This window comes from Arthrobacter sp. ISL-28 (assembly GCF_018613875.1).
Lineage (GTDB): Bacteria > Actinomycetota > Actinomycetes > Actinomycetales > Micrococcaceae > Arthrobacter.
The window spans coordinates 248,346-272,814 of record NZ_JAGGPJ010000027.1 but is presented as its reverse complement, the minus strand read 5'-3'; the positions used below and the strand labels follow the sequence as shown (position 1 = coordinate 272,814).

Here is a 24,469-nt window from a genome sequence, read left to right as displayed (position 1 = left end):
CCGACCGCGGCACACTGCCTGCCGCCGCCGGTGACGAAAGTGCTTACTTGAAGCTGGCTCCGACGAGGCCGCGCGTTCCAGCCACAAGCTTCATCGGGTCGTTGGAGCCGGCCGGCGGCACATAGACGGCCACCGACTCGGCGAAGTTCAGCACCATGCCGGTGGTGGTCTCCTTGCCGCCGGCGAGGACTGCCGCGTCATTTCCGATAGACAGCTTGTCACCCTCGGATTTAGGGGTGCCGTCAAAGTTGAACGTGAGGCGGCCGAGAACCAGGGCGCCGCCATCCGAGGTGCGGAACACCACCGTGCCGTCCGGAACAACCTTGTGGGTGAAGGCGAACTCGCCGTTCACGCCGGACTTCACCACGTCAGCCTGGTACGACAGCGTGTCCGCTATGTACGGCGAGGACTGCCCTTCAACGAGCTTGTTCTTGAAGGTGGAGTTTTCCTTGGTGAGGCGGTCAGCCAGGCCGGAAAGTGCTTCCTGCCCGCTGTACAGCAGTCCCGACTTGTCACCGGGAGCGAGAGTCTCGGTGCCGTTCCGGGCAATAGCGGGGAACGTCGTGCCGGGCTGGAGCGGGCTGGTGCCCACAAGCTTGTAGTTTTCGCGCGGGGACTTCTGAACCAGGGTCAGCAGCTGCGGCACCACGTTGCCCTCGCCCTGCGTTACGGCCAGGACCGAGCGCGGCCAGGTGCGCTTGCTGGTGACGACCGTGGTCAGGAGCTTCGTTGCACGCACCGGCATCCGCGCGTCGTAGGACGCCACCCGGGAGCGGATTTTGTAGTTCTGCGTCCGGACTTCGAGTTCGGTTCCGGCAACGCGGGTAGCAAGTTTTTTGGCATCCCTGGCGGCATCGCCGGCGGCGGTGGCACTCGACACCTGCTCCAGGATACGGCGGAACTGGGCGTCCAGGAGAACCGGGCCGTCCCCCGAGGCGCTTCCGGACGCAGAGGCACTGGACGACGCGTCCGGGGTATCGGAGGGCTCAGGCGTGGTGGCCTGGGCAACCGCACCGGTAGAGGCGAGGAGCGCGGCAGTAAAGGCCGCCACCGCCACACTGAGCCGCGCGGAGGAACCGCTTCCGGCCTTGGCGCCGGTCTTGGCCTTGATGCCGGCCTTGGCCTTGGCGCCGGCCGCGGCAAGCTGGCTGAGGAGATTGCCCCCACCGGCCGCGGAGCCGCCCTGGCCAGGGGTCCTGCCCTTGGGCTTGAGGAGCAGCAGCGCACCACCGGCGAGCATGAGAAGCCCGCCGATGACCATGAGCGGAATGGCCCACGGCGTGGACGTGTCGTTGGGGAACGTCATCGAAATCGAGGACGGGGCAGGCTTGGTGCCATCGCTGGCCAGCAGCAGCGACCACTCGCCGTCGGCAGGCGCCGACCACGTGTAGTCCAGCTCACCGTTGGCTTTTTCGGTCGAAACCCACAGGTCAGATCCGGCCGGTGAAGGCGCGGCTGCGTCACCGTCAGTGCGTTCCACCTTCAGCGATTTCTTGTCTTCCGACAGCCCGTTGACCGTGTTGTGCGCTGTCTTACCGACCCAGGCCGTGACGTCGTCGGGCCGTCCTGCGGCGAGGAGGAAGCTGCCCTCGCCCTTGACCTTGATGGTCACCGCGCCCCCGTCGAGGGTGCGGAGCTTCTGGTCTATAACGGTCAGCGGTGCGGCTTCCGCGTCGGTGGCAGCGGTGGCTGTCACAGTCTCGGCGGGGGCCCACACCGTCTTCTGCCCGATGCCGGCCAGCAGTGTCAGGAGGCCGAGCAGCACGAGTGCAACTGCAGTCTTGAAACGCAAAGGAGTACCTATCATCAGCGGGGGTTTGCCTTCAATAGTAACCGTTTTGTTACCAATGGGTGAGTTAGGGCTTCCAAAGCCGCCCCCTGCACCCCTCGCATAACAGCGCTTGACCCGGTGTTCGCAAGCCTGCTGATAGTGTTTGCGATGATCATCACATCCGGCCCGCAGCCGCGGAGCCACGGACGGAAAAGGCATCAAAAGCAGTGACTGAACCCACGGATCCGTCCAGCCACGGCCCGGAAAACCTGCCCGCCGCCGATTTCCCCCGGAACGCCCCCGCCTCACCGGCAGAGCGCCAAAAGCCGCCCCGGGCCAAGGGCCGCCCTGCCGCTCTCGGCTCGGTGCTGAAACGGCTTCGCCAGCCGATTCCCGGCGCGCAGCCGCGGCTCCGCTTCGAAATGCCTCCCGAGCAGCTGGACCACCTTGAGGCGGAAGCGCCCACTGGCCCGGACAGGGCCCGCTTCGGCGCTCCCGGCCCTCGGATCTCAGCACAGCATCCCCTGTACCTTGGCTTCATGGGCACCGTCGGCGTCGGCCTTGCCCTGCTGGTTTACTGGATCGGCTCCAACACCACCCAACTCCTCCTCTGGATTGTCGCGGCCCTGTTCATTGCGCTCGGACTCGATCCGGTGGTGCGCTGGCTGGAGGGCCGCAAGATCCCGAGGCCCGCCGGCATTCTCCTGGCCGTGTCCGTGCTGGTCCTTGCGGTGGTGGGTTTTTTTGCCACCCTCATCCCCACGATCGTCGAGCAGGTCACCGAACTCGTCAAGCAGGCACCGGTCTGGGTCCGGGACTTCGTCGATTCCGAGTTCTTCCGGACGCTCGATACCCAGTTCGGAGTGCGCGACCGCATCAATGAGGAGCTGGACAAATTCGTCAAGAACCCGGAGGCCATGGGCGGCATCTTCGGCGGTGTGGTGGGCTTCGGCTCCACCGTGGCGAACAGCCTCTTCGGGACCCTGATCGTCCTGGTCCTGAGCCTGTATTTCCTCGCCGCGCTGCCAGCCATGAAAAAGTGGGGTTACCGGCTGGCGCCGCGGTCCCGGCGGGCACGGGTGGAAGCACTGTCCGAGGAAATCACCCGTTCCGTGGGCAACTACGTGATCGGACAGGCCGTGGTTGCGCTCCTCAACGCCACGTTCGCCTTCATCGTGATGTCCATCATCGGCGTGCCCTTCGCCGTGCTGCTGACGTTCGTCGTGGCGCTTCTGGCCTTCATCCCGCTGGTGGGCGGACTGATTGCCGGCGTGGTGGTCATCCTGATCACGCTCACTCTGGGCTGGCAGTCCGCGCTGGCCTACGCCATCTGCTACTTCGCCTATCTCCAGTTTGAGGCATACTTCATCTCGCCCCGCATCATGCAGAGGGCCGTCGCCGTGCCGGGCGCGGTCGCCGTGATCTCAGTCATCGCCGGGGGCAGTCTTTTGGGCGTCCTCGGGGCGCTGATCGCCATTCCCACGGCAGCGGCCATCCTGCTCCTCATCAAGGAGATTTACATCGTCCGCCAGGACAAGCATTAGCCTGACCGGGCACCAGCCTGGCCGGGCACCAGCCTGGCCAGACAAACACCTAGGCGGTGGCCGTCGCCACCGGTCCCCTCCACTCCTGGGCGAGACCGCTGGCACCTGAACCGTTCCGCGTGACGTCGTCCACGATTTCGTTAAGCGCCCGCGCGGCGTGCTTCTCCCCCACCCAAAGGTGCTTGGCGCCGTCGACTCCCACCAGCCGTGCCTGCGGCACGAGGCTGAACCGTTCCGCGGCAGCCGCGGGCCGGAGGTAGTCGTCGTGTTCGGGCACCAGCACGGTGAGAGGCTTTCCCGAAGCCGCCCACTGGCGCAGGTGTGAATCAGTGGCTCGGTGCAGCGGCGGCGACAGCAGCACGGCACCTTCCACCTGCGATGCAACGGGCTCCACAGCGCCATACATGAGGGCCAGTTCGGTTCCGAAGGACCAGCCCACGAGCCAGCGGTTGGGCAGGCCCCTGTCGACGGCGAACTGCACTGCCGCCTCGACATCGTAGCGCTCACCGATGCCCTCTTCGAAGGAGCCTTCGCTGGTTCCCCGCGGCGATGAAGTGCCCCGCGTGTTGAAACGCAGCACGGCGATGCCCGCCAGCGCCGGCAGCCGGTAGGAGGCCTTCCGGTAGACGTGGGAATCCATGAAACCGCCATGCGTCGGCAGAGGATGCAGCGTTATCAGGGTGGCGCTGATCTCCCCCGACTCCGGCAGGGCAAGCTCACCCACGAGGGTCCGGCCGTCCTCGGTATGGATCTCGATGTTCTCGCGGCGTGCGGGCAGCACGGTGGACGCGCGGATCGCCGTCGCTTCCGACGGCTGGCTGAAAACGTACGACGACGGGTCAAAAGTCATGCGTATCAGCTTAGCTTCCACCGACGCCCCGCCACGGCTCTTGCCCGGCCACGGCTCCTGCCCACGGCGCCCTCCTCCTGCCGCCGCAGGCCGGTTACCGGTAACGGAAGTTGCGCGACGTCCAGCAGTTCGTGTGCCAGTGACGGCGCTCGGCCAGTCCCGCCTCTTCACCAAACAGGTGGTCATCTGCCCACACCACGAGGTGCGCTATCCCCGGCGGCACGGCTGTGGAACAGCCAGGGCAGATGTAGGCTTTCTCCGCGTTGCGTGCGGTCATCGTACGCACCACCCAGTCGCCGTCAGGGGCGCTTTCCCTCCGGGCAATGCCGGCGCGCGCCCGCTCGAGGTCAAGCTCAGGTACCGGCCCCGCTCCGCGCTTGCCGCCTGCTGCGGGCTTTCCGGACGAGGACCGCCCTGCTGAGGAACGGCGGGGACGGTTCGAACGCGGCATGCTTCCATTCTGCCCCAGCTGCCGCCGCTCCCTTGCCCTCAGCCGTGCCGCGCCGAGTGCAACCTGCAAGACGGTAGTGTGTACGGCGTGCGTCTTGTCATAGCCCGTTGTTCTGTTGATTACGTTGGCCGGCTCAAAGCCCATCTGCCCCTCGCCACGAGGCTCCTCTTGGTGAAGGCCGACGGCTCTGTGCTGGTTCACTCTGACGGCGGCTCCTACAAGCCGCTGAACTGGATGAGCCCTCCCGCCACGCTGCGCGTCTCCTCTCCCGAGGAAACAGACGTCGAGGTGGGAGTCATCGAACAGTGGACTGTTCAGTCCGCCAAGACGGACGACAGGCTGATCATCAACATCCATGAACAGCTTCATGACACGTCACATGAGCTCGGCCAGGATCCGGGCCTGATCAAGGACGGAGTCGAGGCCGATCTGCAGCGCCTGCTGGCCGAGCAGATCGAAACGCTCGGTGAGGGGTTCTCACTCATCCGCCGGGAATACTTCACGGCAATCGGTCCGGTGGACATCCTGGCGCGGGACGCCGACGGCTCCACCGTGGCCATCGAGCTCAAGCGCCGCGGCGACATCGACGGCGTGGAACAGCTGACAAGGTACCTTGAGCTGCTCAACCGCGACCCTCTGCTCGCACCAGTCCGCGGAATTTTCGCCGCACAGCAGATCAAACCGCAGGCCCGCGTACTCGCCAACGACCGCGGGATCCACTGCATCACGCTGGACTACGACGCCATGCGTGGAGTGGACGACATCGAGTCCCGCCTCTTCTGACCGCCCTGGAACAAGGCCGGGCTCCGGTGATCAGGTGTTTACTGCTGATTTACCCAAAATTTAGCGGATTCTGCGCTTTGACCGTTGACCAGACCGAACTGTCATGAAATTCTTAGAGCAGTCTTTGTGTAGGTGTTTTTCATGCTCGCAAGACATGTTGCGAGCGCGAAGCTCCTGCAACGCATTTCCGGCCTGGCCGGGGCTGCAAGCCAGGATTCTTCTCGCGGAGTGACCAAGACCAGTACGAAGTGTGCTGGCCTTAAATTAGTTCCATTATGAGGAGAAATAAATGGCACAGGGAACCGTCAAGTGGTTCAACGCTGAAAAGGGCTTCGGCTTCATCACCCCGGACGACTCCGATGGCGATGTCTTCGTTCACTACTCTGAGATCCAGACGGGCGGCTTCAAGACCCTCGACGAGAACCAGCGCGTTCAGTTCGAGATCGGTCAGGGCGCCAAGGGCCCCCAGGCTACCGGCGTAACACTGGTCTAATAGTGATTGTGCAGACCGCTCCCAGGAGCAGCATCTGCTAATAATGATCCCCGGTATTCAATACCGGGGATCATTTTTATTTCGCTACTCTGCAATTGCAGACCCCCGCCATGCCATGGTCACAAATGGCGGCATACGCATGAGGGATCAGCATTGCATTTTCTAGCGCACGAGCGTCCTCAGTAGGCGCGCGCTTTGCCGAATGGAAAGTCCCGGCAGATAAGCGCGGCTCAGGGCGCGGCCAATGGCGGGCAACTGCAGCGGGTCTTGGTAGTACAAATAGAGGGTTCTGTACTGGGGCTTGAAACGTGACTTGAACGTCGCCAGAGACCTGAACCCATAGATCGGTTCGAGTGCCCGCCCCACAACGTCAAGGATGCCGGACAGCACCTCAGTCTCATGCTCCCGTCCGCCGCCCCCGGGAACAGCGGGGTCCTGGGCCAGCGGCGAACCGGAAAGCGAGATGACCTCGACAGTTTTCCGTAATTCCAGGACGGCGGATGCAATCAGGAACTCCATCACTCCGGGGAAGCCTTCGCCACGCCGCCGCATGAAGTCCAAAGTCCAGCTCACCACGTGCCCGCCCTCATACGCCGGCAGCCAGCTCGTCACTCCGTGCACAAGTCCCTGCTCGTCGACGGCCAGGCAGCACAACACGTCGTCGTCCATCAGCTCGTCCACGCCGCCCAGGGTGAAGCCCATCTCCGGAACGGTCTTCTGTGCTGCCCACTCCTCGGAAACTTCACTTAACTGTGTCCGCAGGGACTGCGGCAGGCTGCTGTACTTGCCCCATCGCGCGTCGACCCCGAGTTTCTTGGCACGATTGAGCGCAGTGCGGACGTTTTGCCATTCCTTGCCCTTGAACTCCAGTTCGCGCACGGACAGCCTCGTCTCTTGGGCGACCGAAACCCGGGAGAAGCCACGGTCGCTCAGCATCGGCCACAATGCGTCAGTGCAGGAATAGAAGCACGGAATCAAGGCACGTTCGGCGCAGAAGCGCAGAAAGCCTTCAGCCGCCTCCTCACGTTGGAGGGGATCACCGAAGGGTCCGGCAAGGGTCAAGGCGACGCTGCCGTGCTGTTGGTACGCGATCCCGGCACCTCCGCCCGCCAGAAACCAGTACTTGTTGGGTTCCCACAGGGCCATCCACGAGAGGGAATCACCACTTCGCCTCACCAGTTCCCGTGCCGACTCCCGGTCGTTCGCCCCCGCGTCGGAATGATCATGGTGCCCCAGCAGGACCATCCAGACGCCTGCCAGTGCAACAATCCAGAAGATGACTCCCGAATAGGCAAACAGGACGGTTTCCAGGGCACTGTGGCTTTCGAAAACCCGCCGGTAGAGCCCGGGCAAGGGTACCGGAAGATATTGCCGCGCCAGTTCGCCGGCCAGGACCAGCAGCCCTCCGTTCCTCCGCGGGCCACCGGCGGCGTACCACGATGCGGTATATAGCGAGGCCAGTGCCAGCCAGGTCCCCCCCACTGTCAACGCGAGGGTGCGCAAGGCCCGGGATGAGGCTTGAATGCGGAAGTGACGGCGGTACGCCAGCAGCAGCACAACCAGCAGTACCGGCACAGCAACCAGCGGCAGAACGTGCACGAACTTTGATTCCAGCGCCGAGATGTCCTGGAGGGATGCCGAACCGGCCACCTGGGCGAAGAGCGCAAGGTATACAGCGGAGAGGGCGGCCACGCTCAGCTGGACGACAATGGCAATCCAGAGCGCCAGTTTCCGGCCGCGGCGCATCCCGTCGGCGCAGATCAGCAGCAGGATCACCGGTACAACGGCAAGAGCCAGGCCCAGCGGCCCCCCGAGGCCCTGCCTGTCCAGTTCCAAGCACCCTGCATCCAGTGTGCCGCCGCAGTTCTCCTGAAGCTGGTTCAGGCTGGGCAGCGGGTTGAGGACAACGTTGCGCAGAAGTGCGAGCGGACCGGCGGGACTCTGCGCCGCGGCGGTGAGCATTGGCCCGATGGCGAAAATGGTGACCGTCAAGGCCAGGAGGTTGCGGGTTTCGCGGCCCGTGGAACGGTGCCGGTGCAGAACTCCCTGGTCGCTCTGGATCCACCATCCTGCGGCCAGCCCCAGCAGTGACCCGAGCAGCCCCACCACGGCTTCGGCGTGTCCCACGTAGAGCACCAGCAGCAGCGCGGTTGACAGCACTACAGCGCGCAGCCGCCGCTGCCACAGCGCCGGGAAAAGTCCGCTGGCTGCGAGGGACGCTGCGAGGACTGGCGCGTATGGCCCCATCAGCAGGGTATTCGCCATGGGACCGAGCCACGGGTCACCGGCCTGCTGGGCCAGCTGGGTAATCAGGAGGAAGAGTGTCACAGAGGCAAATTGACCACCGAAATAGAACCCGGCCGTGCGCACCGGGCCGAGCTTCCGCTCGGCAAACCCAAGCAACAGCAGGATCATAAGCGCGGCGGCAAAGTAGGCCGCGGGGTTGCTGGCGAAGAACATCGACGTGAACAGGGACCACCAGCGCCCGGCTTTGACACCCTCCATGTTTACAGCGGCGAAATCAAGCATTGATTCGGGCGGCCCCGCCAGAAAGCTGCCGGTGACGGCACCGGCCGCGACGAAAGCCGTCAGTACGGCAAGTGTCAGCGGAATGGTCCTAAAGTGTTGCAGGCACGCCTTCGCAGTTTGCCGGAGCGCCTTGGTGAGAGTATCCCCCGCGCCGGCTTGGGACACTGCCGTCAAGGCGCGATGCCCCAGCGCGAGGCGAGGAAATCGAGCGCGTCCTGCATGCCGTTGGACACGGTGTCCCAGGAGTGGCCGGAGTTGGCGATGCGGCGGACTTGAACCTCGAACCCCGCTTCTCGGGCGGCAGCCGAGAGCACGTCCATGTAGCCCATAAACTCGGGGTCGGCGGCTCCGGCGGCGAAATGGACCGCGCTGCCTTCGAAGCTGCGCTGGTTCATCAGATACAGAGGGGTCTGCGCTTCGAAGGCTTTCGTGTCTCCGCCGAAAGAAGCCTCCACGGTCTTCTCCCGTTCCTTGGCCAGCGCTGGCTCCTGTTCACTGGCAAAAGCGAGGATGGAGCTGTAGAGCTCCGGATGCCTGGTGCCCAGTTGCATGGCGCACGTGCCACCGAACGAGAACCCTCCGACGCCCCAATTTCTCCGCTCCGCATCGACGTCGAGCGTCTCACTGATCCAGCGGGGCACATCGACGGACAAGTAGGTGTCCGCCTTCGCGATACGGCTGTCCATGCAGAGCGAGTTCCCGGAAGAAGAACCGTTGGGATCCACCACCACCACTACCGGGGCGACTCCATTGTGCCGGGCGGAGAACCTGTCCATGTGACTCCGCAGGGCACCCCCGGTCAGCCAGTCGGCCGGCCCGCCGGGCTGGCCTGAAAACAGCACCAGCACCGGAAGAGCGGGGCGTTGCGGGCTCAGGTACGCGGGCGGCAGGTAAATATAGGCGTCGCGGGCGTCGAAACCCGAGCTCGTACCCGGAATGTGGGCTTTCCGGAGCACCCCTTCGGAGGGCAGGCCTTCGGGCCTCACCCATTCTGCGGGCTGTACCGGCACCCCCCTTCCGGCTTGGCGGGTCAGCCCGGCCTCGAGCGGTGGGATGCGGGCAACGGCTGTCCCCAGAAGGTCGCCCACTGTGCGGTTCAGCCCGAAGTAGGCATTTGTTTGCACCGAGGACAGCAGGACGAGCCCCAACATGGCTGCCGTGGCGGCCCCCCGGCCTTTCCAGCCGGCAGAACCGAGCCTTGTGGTCCAGAGCAGCACGCCGACTACTGCCGGGACGGACCACCCGAGCACCTCGCGCGGGAGCTCTTCAGGGAACGTGGAGAAGACGTAAATCAGCAGCCAATGAACGGCTGCCACGATGAGTGCTGCCGACACCACGGCAAGAACAGGCACCAAGGGCCAGTGTCTGCCGCGCCGCCAGAGTAGGTGGAGTGCACCGGCGGCTCCCCCAGCCCAAGCGGCCCAAAGAATGGGCCCGTCCACGAGCCGGATATCGGCAAGGGCATCCATGCCGGCTAGCGCCAGGTGCCGATGCCAATGACGGGGCCGGCTTCAAGCCACGAAGAAAGGCCGGTATAGGCGTCAAACTTCATGGCAAACAAGACGTCCTGGCCCTCGTACTTGAGTTCAACGATCACGACGTCCGGCTGTACCTTGACCAGTTCCGCTTCGGTGGGCTGGCGCCGTCCCAGCAGCTCCAGGGAACTGCGCGTAAAGCGGTGCCGGGGCCGGACGCTGAGGGACAGCAGCTTGAACCACTCCAGCTCATTGTCCTGATAACGACAAACCCCCATCTGCCAGCTTTTTCCAGCTGTGCAAATGGAGGCGTCCACCGTGCCCAGGGCGCGCCGCAGGTTGAAGCGGCGCACCCCGAAAAGGCACAGCGTGAAGATCAGCAACGCAAAGGCGGTTGCTATGGCGATGAACGGAAAACCAGTAACGTCCATCAAGGTCGTGCTAGCGGATCCCCGCAGTGGCCGCGTCGCCCATCTGGGCGTTGTCAGCAACAATAACCACCCGGTTGTTGTCGACGGAGAAGAATCCGCCGTCAACAACTACAGCGATGCGGTCCCCGGTAACCGGCTCGATTGCCATTTCACCTTCGGCCAGAATCGCCAGCAGGGGCGAGTGGCCGGGCAGGATTCCGATTTCACCATCGCTGGTGCGGGCCTTGACCATCTTGGCCGCTCCGGACCACACGAAGTGGTCCGCTGCGACAATCTCAACCTCAAGCTCAGCCATATTACTTGGTCTGTTCCTGGATCTTGGCCCACTGGCGCTCAACGTCATCCAGGCCGCCGACGTTGAAGAACGCCTGCTCTGCGATGTGGTCGAGCTCGCCGTCGCAGATGGCGGTGAAGCCTTCGACGGTGTCCTTGATGGACACGGTGGAACCTTCGACGCCGGTGAACTGCTTGGCGGTGTAGGTGTTCTGCGACAGGAACTGCTGGATGCGGCGTGCACGCGACACGACGATCTTGTCCTCTTCAGAAAGTTCGTCAACACCGAGAATGGCGATGATGTCCTGGAGTTCCTTGTTCTTCTGCAGGATCTGCTTCACACGGACAGCCGTGGTGTAGTGATCCTTGCCGATGTACTGGGGATCCAGGATTCGGGAGGTCGACGTCAGCGGGTCCACAGCCGGGTACAGACCACGAGAGGCGATTTCACGGGAAAGCTCCGTGGTCGCGTCGAGGTGTGCGAAGGTGGTGGCCGGTGCCGGGTCGGTGTAGTCATCCGCGGGAACGTAGATGGCCTGCATCGAGGTGATGGAGTGACCCTTGGTGGACGTAATGCGCTCCTGGAGGAGGCCCATTTCGTCGGCCAGGTTCGGCTGGTAACCCACGGCGGAAGGCATACGGCCGAGAAGGGTGGAAACCTCGGAACCTGCCTGCGTGAAGCGGAAGATGTTGTCGATGAAGAGCAGCACGTCCTGCTTCTGAACATCGCGGAAGTACTCCGCCATGGTCAGGGCGGACAGGGCCACGCGAAGACGCGTTCCCGGCGGCTCGTCCATCTGGCCGAAGACAAGGGCGGTGTCCTTCAGAACCCCGGCCTCTTCCATTTCAACCCAGAGGTCGTTACCTTCACGGGTGCGCTCGCCAACACCGGCGAATACCGAGGTACCGCCGAAGTTGCGGGCCACACGGGTGATCATTTCCTGGATCAGAACGGTCTTGCCAACACCGGCACCGCCGAACAGGCCGATCTTTCCACCCTTGATGTACGGGGTAAGGAGGTCGATGACCTTGATGCCCGTTTCGAGCATTTCCGTCTGGCCTTCAAGCGACGCGAAGGACGGCGCCTTGCGGTGAATCGGCCAGCGTTCGCTGATGTCCAGCTCAGATTCCGCAACGTCAAGGGGCTTGCCCAGAACGTTGAAGATGTGTCCCTTGACACCGTCGCCGACGGGAACGGAGATCGGGGCACCGGTGTCCACCACGGTGGTGCCGCGGACGAGTCCATCGGTGGCCTGCAGTGCGATGGCGCGTACGAGGTTGTCACCCAGGTGCTGGGAGGTCTCGAACGTGACAGTCTTGGTCTCACCGTTGAGGGTAATTTCGGTGGTGAGGGCGTTGTAAATCGAGGGGATTGCGTCAGCCGGGAATTCGACGTCGACAACCGGGCCAATAACACGTGCAATACGGCCGGTGGCACCGGACGTTGCGGCTACGTGTTCGGTAGCAGTGGCAGTCATCTCTCTCACTTCACTCAGTAGATGGCGTGGGGTTAAGTTTATCTTTTAATGCAGGTGTAGCTGGTACCGGAACCGGGCTGGCTAGGACGCGCTCAGGGCGTCCGCGCCGGCCACAATTTCGGAAAGCTCCTGCGTAATTTCAGCCTGGCGGGCGGTGTTGCGCAGACGCGTGTACTTCTTAATGAGGTCCGTGGCGTTGTCGCCCGCAGACTTCATGGCCCGCTGACGCGCGGCGAGCTCGGAAGCCGCCGCCTGCAACATGGCTGCGAAGATCCGTGATTCGATGTACCTGGGCAGCAGAGCATCGAGAACCTGCTCTGACTCCGGTTCGAACTCATACAAGGGCAGCAGCTCCGCTTCGGAGACCGGGTGCTCGTCGACGACCTCGAGCGGAAGAAGACGGATGACCGTCGACTCCTGGGTCACCATCGACTTGAAGCGGGTGTACACAACGTGGATCTCGTCCACGCCGCCCTCTTCGAAGTCGGTTGCGAAGTCCTCCAGCAGTGCCGTGCCTATTTCCCGGGCGGTCTCAAACTCCGGCGCATCAGTGCCACCGGTCCAGACCCGCCCATAGGGGCGGCTCCGGAAGTCGAAGTAGGCCTGTGCCTTGCGGCCGACCAGGTAGAACTTGACTTCCTTGCCTTCGGCGCGGAGCAGCTCGTTCAGGCCTTCGGCCTGCTTGAGCACACTTGCCGAATACGAACCTGCCAGTCCGCGGTCAGCGGTGATGACCAGGACTGCGGCCCGGCGGATGTGCGCCGGCTCGGTGGTCAGAGGGTGATCGATTTCGCTCTGGCTTGCAACGGCAGAAACGGCGCGGGTGATCGCGTTCGCGTAAGGCAGTGAAGCTGCTACGCGTGCGCGGGCCTTGCCGATGCGCGAGGTAGCGATCAGTTCCATCGCCTTGAAGATCTTGCGCATCGACGTCGTCGAGGCAATCTTCTGGCGGTAGACCCGAATCTGGGCTCCCATACTTATCCTTTCCTAAGATCCCGATGGCCGGGACTGCCGGACCCCTGAGGGGTGCCGGCAGTCCCTGCCAGCGAAACTAGCGCTTCTGCCTGACGATTTTTTCCTGGTCGACCTGGCCCTCGGAGATGGCTTCGTGCTCCTCGTGCCCGGCGCCTACCAGGTGGTTGTCGCCCTCGCCGAAGAAGCCCTTCTTGAACTCAACAATCGCGTTCTTCAGCGCTACTGCGGTGTCATCATCGAGAACGTTGGTCTGAGCCAGCGTGGTGAGGATGGAGGACTTGTGCTTCAGGTGCTCCAGGAACTCGGACTCGAAGCGGTTGATGTCCTCAACCGGAACGTCGTCCAGATGGCCCTGGGTTCCAGCCCAGATGGACACAACCTGGTTCTCAACCGGGAACGGCGAGTACTGGCCCTGCTTGAGCAGTTCCATCAGGCGGGCGCCACGGGTCAGCTGCTGGCGGGATGCGGCGTCAAGGTCGGACGCAAACATCGCGAAGGCCTGCATGTCGCGGTACTGGGCAAGGTCCAGCTTCAAGGTACCGGAGACCTTCTTCATGGACTTGACCTGCGCAGCACCACCAACGCGGGACACGGAGACACCAACGTCAACAGCAGGACGCTGGTTGGCGTTGAAGAGGTCCGACTGCAGGAAGATCTGGCCATCGGTAATGGAGATCACGTTCGTCGGGATGTAGGCGGAGACGTCGTTTGCCTTGGTCTCGATGAGCGGCAGGCCGGTCATCGAGCCAGCGCCGAGCTCGTCGGAGAGCTTGGCACAACGCTCCAGAAGGCGGGAGTGCAAGTAGAACACGTCGCCGGGGTAAGCTTCGCGTCCCGGCGGACGGCGGAGCAGCAGGGAAACTGCACGGTAGGCCTCAGCCTGCTTGGAGAGGTCATCGAACACGATGAGGACGTGCTTGCCGCCGTACATCCAGTGCTGGCCGATGGCCGAGCCGGCATACGGAGCCAGGTACTTGAAGCCGGCCGGGTCGGATGCCGGGGAGGCGACGATCGTGGTGTATTCCAGTGCGCCGTTATCCTCGAGCGTCTGGCGGATTGCCGCGATGGTGGACGCCTTCTGGCCGATCGCCACGTACACGCAGCGAACCTGCTTGCTCACGTCGCCGGAAGCCCAGTTGGCCTTCTGGTTGATGATGGTGTCGATGGCGATGGCGGACTTGCCGGTCTGGCGGTCGCCAATGATCAGCTGGCGCTGGCCGCGGCCGATCGGAATCATAGCGTCAATGGCCTTCAGGCCGGTCTGCATCGGCTCGTGCACAGACTTACGCTGAGTCACACCCGGTGCCTGGAGTTCCAGGGCGCGAGTCGTCTCGGCCTTGATCTCACCGAGGTCATCGATCGGCACGCCCAGCGGGTCAACAACGCGGCCGAGGAAGGCGTCTCCAACCGGCACAGACAGAACCTGTCCGGTACGGTGGACTTCCTGGCCTTCTTCGATCCCGGTGAAGTCACCGAGGATGATGACACCGATCTCGCGGACGTCGAGGTTCTGGGCGAGGCCCAGGGTGCCGTCTTCGAAGCGAAGCAGCTCGTTCGCCATGACCGAGGGAAGGCCCTCAACACGGGCGATGCCGTCACTTGCGGTGGTCACACGGCCGACCTCTACGCGCTCTGCGTTTCCGGGTTCGTAGGACGCCGCGAACTCGTTCAGCGCATTACGGACGTCGTCGGCGTTGATGGTCAATTCGGCCATCTGCAGTCCCTGCTCTCCTGTTTTCGTGATCATCGTTGCTCACGATGACCGGGGTTTGTATCAGTTAAGTTGTGCTTGTCCGGCTAGCCGGCCAGTTGGCGTTGCAGTTCGCCCAGACGGGTGACCACTGAAGCGTCGAGCACTTCGTCGCCTACCTGGACGCGGATCCCGCCAATCAGCAATGGATCAACCTTGACATTGATCTTGAGCTCACGCCCGTAAAGGGAGTTGAGTCCCGCCTGCAGACGGTTAATCTGCGTCTCCAACAGGGGACGCGTGACAGTGACCGTTGCAATCCAACGCTGCTGGCGTTTGGCTGCAAGCTCGGCGAAACGGGCGACGAGCCTGGTTGCCTTGATGCCGCGCGGTTGCGACACTGCCTGACCGATGAGGACTTTTGCTTCCTCGCTTGCGCCAGGAACAATCCTCTCGGCCAGGGCGATCTTTGCTGCGCCGCTGGCCTGCGGTTCAGACAGAGCACGCTGCACTTCGTGGCTGGAAGCCACAGCCTGGTTGAATGAGAACAGGTCATTCTCAAGTTCTTCCAGGCCGGTAATGCCGGAGGCAGAAACGGCCGACTTGTTTTCTGCAACGGCGATGACCACCGTTGCGGCAAGCGTCTCGAGTGCATCGCCGATGTCTCGCGCCGATGCCCAGCGTGAGCTGGCCAGTCCCGCCGCGATCTCCACAGCCTCCGTGGAGACTTTTCCGCTGAACAGCTGCCTGATCAGCGCCGACTTTTCGTCGCCGCTGCGGGATGGGTCGGTCAGTGCGCGGCGCAAGGCAGCGGAGCTGTCCACCGTTCCCAGGATTCCGAAGAGTTCCCTTGCCAACTGCAGCGATGCAAAGGGAAGCTTGGCCTCCAGTTCGCTCAGCGCCTTGGTCAGCGATTCGCTCGATACACCTGCCATTACTTTGCTACACCTGCGTTCTGGTTCTCCAGCTCAGCCAGGAAGCGGTCAACAACACGTGCCGCGCGCTCGTCGTCGCTAAGGGACTCACCGACGATGCGGCCAGCCAGCGTGGTGGCAAGAGTGCCCACCTCTGAACGCAGGGACACTACTGCCGCCTGACGCTCGGATTCGATCTGTACGTGTGCCTGCGCAGTGATGCGCGCAGACTCGGCTGCAGCCTTCTCCTTCAGCTCCGCAAGGATCTGGGCGCCTTCGGCACGGGCTTCCTCGCGGATGCGGTTGGCCTCTGCACGTGCGTCGGTGAGCTGCTGCTTGTACTCCTCGAGCGCTGCGGAAGCCTCGGCCTGGGCCTTCTCAGCCTTGGCGATGCCGCCTTCGATGGCCTCGGCACGCTCTGCAAACGTCTTCTCGAACATCGGGACAACAAACTTGACCACGATGAAAAAGAGGACAGCAAAGCCGGCGAGGACGACGCCCATTTCCCAGGCGTTGGGAACGAGCGGGTTAGCCGCCGCGGCGCCTTCGGTGGCGGCTGAGATGATCAGCTGATTCATATTTCACCCGTCCTTATCTACTCGGTTCTGAATATCGCTAGGAAGGCCTAGAGAACGAAGGCGAAGACCAGACCCAGGATGGCGAGGGCTTCAGTCAGCGCAAGGCCGAGGAACGCGATCGGCTGCAGCACACGCTGTGCTTCCGGCTGACGTGCGACACCGTTGATGTAAGCGGCGAACACGAGACCAACACCGATACCACCGCCGATTGCGGACAGACCGTAACCTACGAGGTTGAGATTGCCTTCCATTTTATTCCTTTCAAGATGCCATCTTTGTGGCAGGTTGTTTGGTTTGCTTCATCCCCCCAAGGGGAAGTTTTTGTGGGAGCCTAGTGGCTGTCCGCGTGCAGGGCGCCTTCGATGTAGATCGCTGTCAGCAGCGTGAACACGTAGGCCTGAAGCGCCATGATCAGGGCTTCGAGCATGTACATGGCAATCGCGCCGGCAAGGACCAGAACAGAGGTGCCCTTGAGCAGGATGTTTTCCTGCATGATGAGGTATTCGATTCCTGAACCGGCGATCATTACGATCAGGTGGCCCGCCAGCATGGTGGCGAACAGACGGAGGCTGTGCGTGACCGGACGGACCAGGAAGTTGGAGATGATCTCGATCGGGATAACGATCGGAAGGATGTAGAACGGAACTCCGGACGGCACGGTGGCCAGCTTGAAGTACCTCAGTCCGTTCTTCTTGATGCCGATGCCGATCCAGGTGATGTACACGATGGCGGCCAGGACGTATGCTCCGCCGACGTGCGAGAAGCTGGGCAGCTGGAGGACGGGGATGGCGCCGTAGATGTTGTTCACCAGGATGAAGAAGAACAGGCTGAACAGCAGCGGGACGTACTTCATGAAGTCTTTGCCGCCGATGATATCCTTGGCGATGCTGTTGCGGACGAAGCCATAGGCCATCTCGCCGGCGAACTGCAGCTTGCCAGGAACCATCTGCTGCTTCCGTGCAGCTAGCAAAAAGAATGAAGCGATAATGACGACGGACAGGATCACCAGCAGCATCTGCTTGGAGAATCCGTCTGCCGCACCCCACGGCAGGATTGCCGGCAGGTGCATTTCTTCAATTCCGGGAGGCGTGAAGACTCCTGAATTTTGGGCCGGGAGCGCAAGCGCGATCAACGCGTTTCCTCTCTGCAGTGTCCATCGTTGGGCGTTGGTCGGGGTCCGGCGCGCATCATGCTCGCCCTCCCCCTCATAAAGTTATTTGGCATTACTGTTCCCATCCTCAGACGGGCCGCTGGCTGCACTGTTCCCGCCAGTTGTATTTCTCGAACTGGTGAGGCCGTGCATATGGGACAGATAGAACCCTCCCGCAGCTCCAAGCAGAGCGCCTGCGAGCACAATCCAGCGGGTTCCCCACAGATAATCCAGACCCCACCCTATCAAACTCCAGACGATGATTCCGCCAATAATGTAGCTAAAGACGGCGATTCCAGCGTTGTAACCGCCGTCACCATTTTCAGCGGATACACCAGGAGCGCCGGAGCTTTTACGGACGTCGCGGGCAGGGTCATTTTCGGGGTGGTTTCGCTTAGACATCCGTGGTGCCCTCCGAGTGGGGGTCGTTGTAAATCTGCAGCCGGGCCTTGCTGAAACCATAGATTTCAGCGGCCTGCCACGTCACCACGGCGACAACCGCCCCGATAAGGAACCACCGTCCGGAAAGCCACTCTGGCGCGCCAATGGCAAAAAGGACCACGGCAAACCCGACGACCTTTACGAAATACGTCGCCACGAACAGGCCAATGGCACCGGATGGGTTGTTTTTGCCCCCGAAGTGTCCGATCAGGAGGCTGATGGCAAAGAAAGCCATCACCAGCAGACCCCCGAAGGTACTCGAAAGCAATCCGGCCCAGCCATTGAAGATCAGGCTCACAACGCCGGTAAGGACCAGGGCCGCCCCGGCCACTGACGAGCTGATGCCCAGGAGGCGAAGCCACAGGGACCGGGTGGGACCGGAAACGCCAACGAATCCGTTGCCGGACGGAGGTCCGGAGTCGGCGTCGGAGGTCATGCGGGTCCCAATCGTCGGGGCGAGGTTGTGGAGTCAGAGCAGGACAGACCTGCCCCTGAATTCTACACGAGATAGAAATAATCCGGAAAGCGGTCTGCTACGGCTGGGCGTCCGCGTTTCGCCGGTTCAAATACGGCCACGCGGTGACCAGCCCCATGACCAGCGTCGCAAACAGGTCCACAGCGAGAACGATCTGCCACTGGTAGACGGCAAAGGCGAGGCCACCGAACGACAGCACTGCGGTCCACATGTACAACAGCATCACCGCCGTGCGGTGGGAATAGCCGATGTCCATGAGTTTGTGGTGCAGGTGCCCGCGGTCGGCCGACCAGGGCGAGCGGCCGACGGCCGTGCGGCGCACCACGGCAAGGCCAAGGTCCAGCAGCGGGAGGAAGAGCACCGCGAAGGGCAGCAGGATCGGGATGATCGTGGGGATACCGTTCACGCGGTCGTAAAGGCCCGAGGTGATCTGGCCTGTGGACACGACACCCGCCGAGGCCATGAGCAGGCCGATGAGCATGGCGCCGGAATCGCCCATGAAGATTTTCGAGGGAAACCAGTTGTGCGGCAGGAAGCCCAGGCAGCTGCCGACGAGGACCGCCGTCAGGAGCGTGGCGAGATCCGAACGGTCCAGAATGGGCGCGTTCCGGTGCACCCAGTAAGCCGTAAGGAAGAAGGCTGCCCCGCCGATGATGGCCACACCGGCGGCCAGCCCGTCAAGACCGTCAATGAAGTTGAACGCATTCATCGTGGTCACGATCAGGAGTGCGGTGACGATGACGTTAACGGGGTCCGAGTCAAAGGTGATGGGCTCGGGAATGAAGGGAATGATGGTCATGCGCACGCCCCACACCGCAACCACCAGTGCGGCGACGCCCTGCCCGATCAGCTTGATCCACCAGCGCAAATCGATCAGGTCGTCCGCCACGCCGACGAGCACAATAACCGCCGCGCCCGCCAGCACACCCCAGGGGGCATGATTGCCCCGGAAGATGTCCTTGACGAAGAAGGACTGGCTTGCGAGGACGAGGGCGACGAGTACGCCGGCAAAGATCCCCAGCCCTCCGAGCCGCGAAACAGGACTCGAATGCATGTCACGGCTGCGGATCGGTGCGAACAGTTCAAGCCGGTTGCCAATAAGGCGCGCGCCCCAGGTGGCGGCGTACGCGACGACGGCCGCAATCAGCATCATGCTCAGGTACATGATCACGGCGTCTTCCCCGTTTCAGCGAGGCGGCGTGGACTGACGCGGTTTCCCCCGGCGCGATGTTCCCTGGTGCAGGGTTCCGGGGGAAGGTCGTCCCGCCGAAGGTGGTCCCGGCAACAGTGTTCCGGACGACAGTGTTCCCTGCGAGGGCGCGCAGAGGCACGCCGCTGCACTTCATGACGGCGCAGTTCGGCGAATCTGTTCGGGGGACCATGGGGGCTCAAAAGCTGTGGATCTGACGTGCAATAAATGAAACTTCTCCGTCGCCATGCGCACAGACAGGCAGTGCATAGTGCCTGACAGGGCTGTATTACAGTGGACTCTAGTCAAGATACTAACGCCAACGGGTACACGGCTTCGCGTCACACGGCCTATCGCCGGCGGGGAACTTGCCGACGGCAGTGCTGAAAGGAACCCGCAATGTCAGTGTCGGTCGCAGTTGCTGCCGTGACGTTTGACCGCCCCCGCGAGCTCGCCGTCCTCCTGGACGCCATCAACGGCCAGACGGCGTCAGTCGCGTCAATTTGCCTGGTGGACAGCGGCACCGTGCCGGCACGGGACGTCGCGGAACAGCACGGCAACGTGGACTACATCCGCTCGGAAGCCAACCTTGGCGGTGCCGGCGGTTTCTCCCTGGCGGTCCTCAAGGCAGTGGCCAGCGGTGCGGACTGGATCTGGATGATGGACGACGACGCCGAGCCGGCGGACGCGGAATGCCTCGCCACGCTGATCCGGGAGGCGGAGTCCCGGAATCTTGAGGCGGTGGTTCCCCTGGTCGTGGCACCCGGGCACCCTGACCGGCTCTCTTTCTTCTTTCGGCTGGACGGCAAGGTGACCCACGAGCGTGCTGCCTTGGAGAAGGTGGGTTTCCTTCCGCAGAACGGGCATTTCTTCAATGGTGCCCTGATCCGCTCAGACGTTTTCTTCAAGGTGGGCCTGCCTGACATGCGCCTCTTCATCCGGGGCGACGAAGTGGACTTCACCATCCGGCTGCGCAAAGCGGGCATCCGCTTTGGCACGGTCACGACGGCTGCCATTACGCACCCGCACGCGTTCTCCGAAACCCAGCACGTGTTTGGTGCCCGGTGGCACGTGATCGTTCCGGAGTCGGCGTTCAAGCGCTACTACTATTACCGCAACCGTGGTTATCTGATCCGCCGTTACTTCCGCGTCAAGTCCTTGACTGCCGACGTCGGCGGCTACCTGGGCTATTTCCTGCGCCGCGGCGACTTCCGTGGCCTCGCGGACTGGTTCCGGGCATTTTCCATGGGCCTGCGCGGCAAGGGGTTCGGCCCCCTCGAAGACCAGAAGTTCTAGAAGACCAGGGGTTCTAGTTGTCGCGGGACTGCAGCTGCCGGGGACCCCTGTGCTGCAGGCGGCGCCGGATGAGCAGCCCCAGCAGCACCCACGGCTCGCCGAAAACGCGGTAGGCCACCCTTCGGGGGTGAAGCAGCAGCCGCCACGCCCACTCCAGGCCGAGCCGGCCGAGCCAGCGCGGTGCCAGCTTCTGGATCCCCGCAATCTGCTCGATGGCGCCGCCCACGGCACAGTAAACAGCTGGGGGCAGCGATTCGAGGCGGCGCCGCAGCACTTTTTCCTGCAGTGGCATTCCCAGGCCCACGAGTACCAGCTGTGGCCGCTGCTTCGCGAGCCAGGCGGCCGCAGCTTCCTCGATTTCCTCGTTCCAGCCCTCACCGGGCATGCCGGTGACGGTTGCCCCTGGAACGATGCTTTGCAGCTTTTCCACCGCTGCGGCATTGGCCGCCGGCCCTGCCCCAATGACTGCGATCCGGTTGAGCCCGCTCACCTGTCCAAGCGCCGGAATCCAGTCTGTCGATCCCAGCCGGTAGTCCATGACGGGACCGGAGTGCTTCTTGCCCCTCCCCCACAGCCAGAGGACGGGCGCGCCGTCGATGAGGACGACGTCGCTGTTTTCGTAAAAGGACCGGAACTCGGGTTCCGCATGGAACAGCGTCACGCTGTGGAGGTTATGTCCGACGACGGTCCGCGTGGTTCCGTCCGCCACGAACCTGTTGAGCACTCCAGTGAGCCCGGCTACGTCCAGAGGGGTGGCGTCAACACCCAGAACGGGGACGGGCTGCCGCTGCAGCGTCATTCGGCGCCGGGGGCTTTTTCGCCCGCGTCCGGCTTTGCAACGGCCTCAGGCTCTGCGGCGGGCTCAGATTCCGCAGAGGCCTCAGGTTCCGCAGACGCCTCAGCTTCCGCAGCGGCATCCGGCTCCGGGGCGGCGTTGCCATCAATGTCAAGCACCCCGGGAACCACCTCACGAAGCCGTGCAAGGCTTACGGCGCCTTCACGGACCACCTTCAGCGGCAGCGAGGTTGCGTCCACGATGGTGGAGGGCAGGGCCTCGGTTCCTTCAATGGGCCGGAAACCGCCTTCAAGGTAGACCTCCACCGATTCAGCGAGCTGGGAGCGCGCTTCAAAGGCGGTCTGCGCCGGGGCCTGTCCCGTTCTGTTGGCGGACGAAACCGCCAGCGGACCGGTCACGGTCAGCAGCTCCCGGGCTACCTCATCGGCCGGGATGCGGAGGGCGACAGTTCCCTTGGTGTCCCCAAGGTCCCAGTCGAGGGAGGGCTGGGCATGCAGTATGAGCGTCAGTCCCCCGGGCCAGAAGGCCTCCGCCAACTGGCGCGCCTCGGGAAACACGTCCGTGGCCAGGCCATCCAGGGCATTGAGCCGCGGAATCAGGACCGGAGGCGGCATGTTCCTGCCGCGTCCCTTGGAAACCAACAGCATGGTGACGGCCTGCGGTGAAAAGGCGTCCGCAGCAATCCCGTAGACGGTGTCCGTGGGGAATACCACGCACTTCTTCTCGAGGATGGCACGCCGTGCGTGCTCCAGTCCTGCGGAGCGTTCATCGTCGGCCATGCAGTTATAGGTAGTGGTCACTTCCTCATTCTTTCATTGCTGTGCGCGTGCCAAGGCAAGGACGGCACTGGTTGCCCGTTCCTTGCCGTTGAGGTCCAGATGGGTGGTGATGTCAGTCCAGTGCCCGGATCGGGTCAGCATGGCGGAAATCCAGACCGCCTGGACTTCGGCGTGTTCCATCACAAAGTAGCCGCCCGGAACCAGCAGCCGTGCAGCGGAGGCTGCTGCCGCCGTCGGAAGTTCCATGCCGTCTGCTCCCCCGCCGTAAAGTGCTTCAGGCGGGTCATGCAGCGCGACTTCGGGTTCGTTCGGGATAGCCTCGGCGGGGATGTATGGCGGGTTGGACACGACGACGTCGAATGTCCCGTTGAGTTCCTGCAATGCATCCCGCAGGTCCCCGCGGATGAGTCGGACGCCGAGGGGCTGGAGGTTCTTTGCCGCCCAGGCATGCGCGAACTCGCTGTACTCCACCGCATGGACCTCGGCCTCGGGCACCTCGTGGGCCACGGAACCCGCAATGGCCCCCGAACCGGTACCCAAATCCACCACTTTGGGGCGGAGCACCCCAGCACGGACCAGGGCGTGGAGACGGTCGATGACGAGCTGGACCACCGATTCCGTTTCCGGGCGGGGAATGAAGACCCCAGGGCCCACAGCAAGCTGAAGGTAGCGGAAATGCGCGATGCCGGTGATGTGCTGCAGCGGAATGCGCCGGGCACGCTCGGCCACCAGTTCCGCGTAGCCCGCTGGGGCCGGCGCATCGCCGAGCATCATGGCCCGCAGCCTGCCCAGGCCGACGCCGAGCAGGTGGTCCGCCAGCAGTTCGGCGTCGACCCTGGGGCTGGGAACGCCGGCCTCCCCCAGCAGCGCGGCCGCCCAGCGGACGGCGTCGGCCAGGGACTGGACTGTTTCGGCCGAATCGTGCGCCGTGTTGTTGTTGTGCTCGGACGTCATGTGCAGCGGTTCACCTAGTCGCCGATGGCGTCCAGGCGTGCCTGCTCATCCATCTCGATGGCCGACTGGATTACCGGTTCGAGGTCGCCGTTCATGACTTGGTCCAGGTTGTACGCCTTGTAGCCGGTGCGGTGGTCCGCGATCCGGTTTTCCGGGTAGTTGTAGGTCCGGATCCGCTCGGAGCGGTCCATGGTGCGGATCTGCGACTTCCGCTGGGCCGAGTTTTCGGCGTCGATCTGTTCCTGCTGGTGGGCCAGGATACGGGCACGAAGAACGCGCATGCCGGCTTCGCGGTTCTGCAGCTGTGACTTCTCGTTCTGCATGGCCACCACGATTCCGGTCGGCAGGTGGGTAATGCGCACCGCGGAGTCGGTGGTGTTGACGGACTGGCCGCCGGGGCCCGAGGACCGGTAGACGTCGATCTTGAGGTCGTTCGGGCTGATTTCGAGCTCTTCGGGCTCATCCACCTCGGGAAGCACCAGTACGCCGGCGGCGGACGTGTGGATACGGCCCTGCGACTCGGTCACCGGAACGCGCTGCACGCGGTGCACGCCGCCCTCGAACTTCAGCCGCGCGTAGACGCCCTCGGCAGGATCGTTCGAGTTGCCCTTGACCGCCATCTGGACGTCCTTGTAGCCGCCCAGGTCCGATTCAGTGGCGGAAATGAGCTCGGTCTTCCAGCCGCGGGACTCCGCATACCGCGTGTACATGCGCAGGAGGTCGCCGGCAAACAGGGCAGCTTCGTCGCCGCCTTCGCCGCCCTTGACCTCAAGGATCACGTTGCGGGCATCATCCGGATCGCGCGGAATGAGCAGCCGCCGCAGCTTGGCCGCTGCTTCCTCAAGGGCAGCCTCCAGCTCCGGCACTTCGGCAGCAAATTCGGGATCCTCGGATGCCATTTCCTTGGCAGCAGCCAGGTCATCCTGAATCCCGTGCCACTTGTGGTAGGCCTCAACAATGCCGTTCAGCTGCGCAGACCGCCGCCCCAACTTACGCGCAAGCCGCTGGTCAGCATAAACAGCAGGATCCCCCAGCTGCGCCTGGATAGCATCATGCTCATCAAGCAGTCCCTGTACGGAATCAAACATTTTTCAAAACCTCTTTCGACTCTTACAAGTCTAGTTACTGCAACGAGGGGTCACTTAGCGCCCATT

At 63.3% G+C, this 24,469-nt stretch carries 25 protein-coding genes; 4 read left to right on the top strand and 21 right to left on the bottom strand.

The features are described 5' to 3' along the window. Positions 1–43: 43 nt before the first annotated feature. A complete protein-coding gene (locus tag J7E80_RS18120) occupies positions 44–1,807 on the bottom strand; it encodes a hypothetical protein (protein WP_215053606.1) in 1,764 nt (587 codons plus the stop codon). Positions 1,808–1,998: 191 nt separating this feature from the next. Here J7E80_RS18120 and J7E80_RS18115 point away from each other — a divergent pair, with 191 nt between their 5' ends. Then, the gene (locus tag J7E80_RS18115; RefSeq protein WP_215053605.1) at positions 1,999–3,315 is read left to right on the top strand and encodes an AI-2E family transporter; all 1,317 of its coding nucleotides are present in this window, start codon (positions 1,999–2,001) and stop codon (positions 3,313–3,315) included. Positions 3,316–3,364: 49 nt separating this feature from the next. Here J7E80_RS18115 and J7E80_RS18110 read toward each other — a convergent pair whose 3' ends face one another. Together J7E80_RS18110 and J7E80_RS18105 are read right to left on the bottom strand one after the other, a co-directional pair. Beyond that, on the bottom strand, positions 3,365–4,165 hold the full coding sequence (locus J7E80_RS18110; protein ID WP_215053604.1) for an alpha/beta hydrolase: 801 nt from the start codon (positions 4,163–4,165) through the stop codon (positions 3,365–3,367). Positions 4,166–4,259: 94 nt separating this feature from the next. Beyond that, a complete protein-coding gene (locus J7E80_RS18105) occupies positions 4,260–4,616 on the bottom strand; it encodes an ATP/GTP-binding protein (protein WP_215053603.1) in 357 nt (118 codons plus the stop codon). Between the two features lie 87 nt (positions 4,617–4,703). Here J7E80_RS18105 and nucS point away from each other — a divergent pair, with 87 nt between their 5' ends. Both nucS and J7E80_RS18095 read left to right on the top strand, forming a co-directional pair. Next, positions 4,704–5,399, top strand: a complete 696-nt coding sequence (nucS, locus tag J7E80_RS18100) for an endonuclease NucS (RefSeq protein ID WP_215053602.1) — start codon at positions 4,704–4,706, stop codon at positions 5,397–5,399. A 289-nt stretch (positions 5,400–5,688) separates the two neighbouring features. Further along, on the top strand, positions 5,689–5,892 hold the full coding sequence (locus tag J7E80_RS18095; RefSeq protein WP_011692441.1) for a cold-shock protein: 204 nt from the start codon (positions 5,689–5,691) through the stop codon (positions 5,890–5,892). A gap of 162 nt (positions 5,893–6,054) precedes the next feature. Here J7E80_RS18095 and J7E80_RS18090 read toward each other — a convergent pair whose 3' ends face one another. From J7E80_RS18090 to J7E80_RS18025, 14 genes are all read right to left on the bottom strand, one after another. Continuing rightward, positions 6,055–8,595, bottom strand: coding sequence for a bifunctional lysylphosphatidylglycerol flippase/synthetase MprF (locus J7E80_RS18090; RefSeq protein ID WP_396020804.1), 2,541 nt, complete (start codon positions 8,593–8,595; stop codon positions 6,055–6,057). Further along, positions 8,592–9,890, bottom strand: a complete 1,299-nt coding sequence (locus J7E80_RS18085; protein WP_215053601.1) for an alpha/beta hydrolase family protein — start codon at positions 9,888–9,890, stop codon at positions 8,592–8,594. Before J7E80_RS18085 ends, J7E80_RS18090 begins: the two co-directional genes overlap by 4 nt. 5 nt (positions 9,891–9,895) lie before the next feature. Next, positions 9,896–10,327: a DUF2550 domain-containing protein gene (locus tag J7E80_RS18080; RefSeq protein ID WP_215053600.1), complete on the bottom strand. Its 432-nt coding sequence runs from the start codon at positions 10,325–10,327 to the stop codon at positions 9,896–9,898. A 10-nt stretch (positions 10,328–10,337) separates the two neighbouring features. Further along, complete coding sequence (locus J7E80_RS18075; protein WP_215053599.1) at positions 10,338–10,622, bottom strand: F0F1 ATP synthase subunit epsilon; 285 nt, start codon at positions 10,620–10,622, stop codon at positions 10,338–10,340. A 1-nt stretch (position 10,623) separates the two neighbouring features. Beyond that, entirely contained in the window at positions 10,624–12,078 is a 1,455-nt protein-coding gene (atpD, locus tag J7E80_RS18070; RefSeq protein ID WP_215053598.1) for a F0F1 ATP synthase subunit beta, read from the bottom strand. A gap of 81 nt (positions 12,079–12,159) precedes the next feature. Further along, positions 12,160–13,053 carry a F0F1 ATP synthase subunit gamma gene (locus tag J7E80_RS18065; RefSeq protein ID WP_215053597.1) on the bottom strand — a complete coding sequence of 298 codons (894 nt, stop codon included), beginning with the start codon at positions 13,051–13,053 and terminating at the stop codon, positions 12,160–12,162. 76 nt (positions 13,054–13,129) lie between these two features. Next, on the bottom strand, positions 13,130–14,767 hold the full coding sequence (gene atpA / locus J7E80_RS18060; protein ID WP_215053663.1) for a F0F1 ATP synthase subunit alpha: 1,638 nt from the start codon (positions 14,765–14,767) through the stop codon (positions 13,130–13,132). A gap of 83 nt (positions 14,768–14,850) precedes the next feature. Continuing rightward, entirely contained in the window at positions 14,851–15,678 is an 828-nt protein-coding gene (locus J7E80_RS18055) for a F0F1 ATP synthase subunit delta (protein ID WP_215053596.1), read from the bottom strand. Beyond that, positions 15,678–16,235 carry a F0F1 ATP synthase subunit B gene (locus J7E80_RS18050; protein WP_215053595.1) on the bottom strand — a complete coding sequence of 186 codons (558 nt, stop codon included), beginning with the start codon at positions 16,233–16,235 and terminating at the stop codon, positions 15,678–15,680. The genes J7E80_RS18055 and J7E80_RS18050 overlap by 1 nt, the downstream gene beginning before the upstream one ends. Before the next feature lie 47 nt (positions 16,236–16,282). Further along, positions 16,283–16,486 carry an ATP synthase F0 subunit C gene (gene atpE, locus J7E80_RS18045; RefSeq protein ID WP_009356484.1) on the bottom strand — a complete coding sequence of 68 codons (204 nt, stop codon included), beginning with the start codon at positions 16,484–16,486 and terminating at the stop codon, positions 16,283–16,285. 80 nt (positions 16,487–16,566) lie between these two features. Continuing rightward, a complete protein-coding gene (gene atpB / locus J7E80_RS18040) occupies positions 16,567–17,367 on the bottom strand; it encodes a F0F1 ATP synthase subunit A (RefSeq protein ID WP_215053594.1) in 801 nt (266 codons plus the stop codon). An 81-nt stretch (positions 17,368–17,448) separates the two neighbouring features. Next, a complete protein-coding gene (locus J7E80_RS18035) occupies positions 17,449–17,787 on the bottom strand; it encodes a hypothetical protein (RefSeq protein WP_215053593.1) in 339 nt (112 codons plus the stop codon). After that, complete coding sequence (locus J7E80_RS18030; protein ID WP_215053592.1) at positions 17,780–18,262, bottom strand: hypothetical protein; 483 nt, start codon at positions 18,260–18,262, stop codon at positions 17,780–17,782. The genes J7E80_RS18035 and J7E80_RS18030 overlap by 8 nt, the downstream gene beginning before the upstream one ends. Positions 18,263–18,359: 97 nt before the next feature. Continuing rightward, positions 18,360–19,472 carry an MraY family glycosyltransferase gene (locus J7E80_RS18025; RefSeq protein WP_215053591.1) on the bottom strand — a complete coding sequence of 371 codons (1,113 nt, stop codon included), beginning with the start codon at positions 19,470–19,472 and terminating at the stop codon, positions 18,360–18,362. Between the two features lie 417 nt (positions 19,473–19,889). Here J7E80_RS18025 and J7E80_RS18020 point away from each other — a divergent pair, with 417 nt between their 5' ends. Beyond that, complete coding sequence (locus J7E80_RS18020) at positions 19,890–20,786, top strand: glycosyltransferase (RefSeq protein WP_215053590.1); 897 nt, start codon at positions 19,890–19,892, stop codon at positions 20,784–20,786. 13 nt (positions 20,787–20,799) lie between these two features. Here J7E80_RS18020 and J7E80_RS18015 read toward each other — a convergent pair whose 3' ends face one another. The 4 genes from J7E80_RS18015 to prfA are packed head-to-tail and all read right to left on the bottom strand — an operon-like array spanning position 20,800 to position 24,403. After that, positions 20,800–21,585: a WecB/TagA/CpsF family glycosyltransferase gene (locus tag J7E80_RS18015; RefSeq protein WP_215053589.1), complete on the bottom strand. Its 786-nt coding sequence runs from the start codon at positions 21,583–21,585 to the stop codon at positions 20,800–20,802. After that, a complete protein-coding gene (locus J7E80_RS18010) occupies positions 21,582–22,382 on the bottom strand; it encodes an L-threonylcarbamoyladenylate synthase (protein ID WP_215053588.1) in 801 nt (266 codons plus the stop codon). Before J7E80_RS18010 ends, J7E80_RS18015 begins: the two co-directional genes overlap by 4 nt. Before the next feature lie 12 nt (positions 22,383–22,394). Then, positions 22,395–23,315, bottom strand: coding sequence for a peptide chain release factor N(5)-glutamine methyltransferase (gene prmC / locus J7E80_RS18005; protein WP_215053587.1), 921 nt, complete (start codon positions 23,313–23,315; stop codon positions 22,395–22,397). Positions 23,316–23,329: 14 nt separating this feature from the next. Further along, positions 23,330–24,403: a peptide chain release factor 1 gene (prfA, locus tag J7E80_RS18000; protein WP_215053586.1), complete on the bottom strand. Its 1,074-nt coding sequence runs from the start codon at positions 24,401–24,403 to the stop codon at positions 23,330–23,332. Between the last annotated feature and the right edge of the window lie 66 nt (positions 24,404–24,469).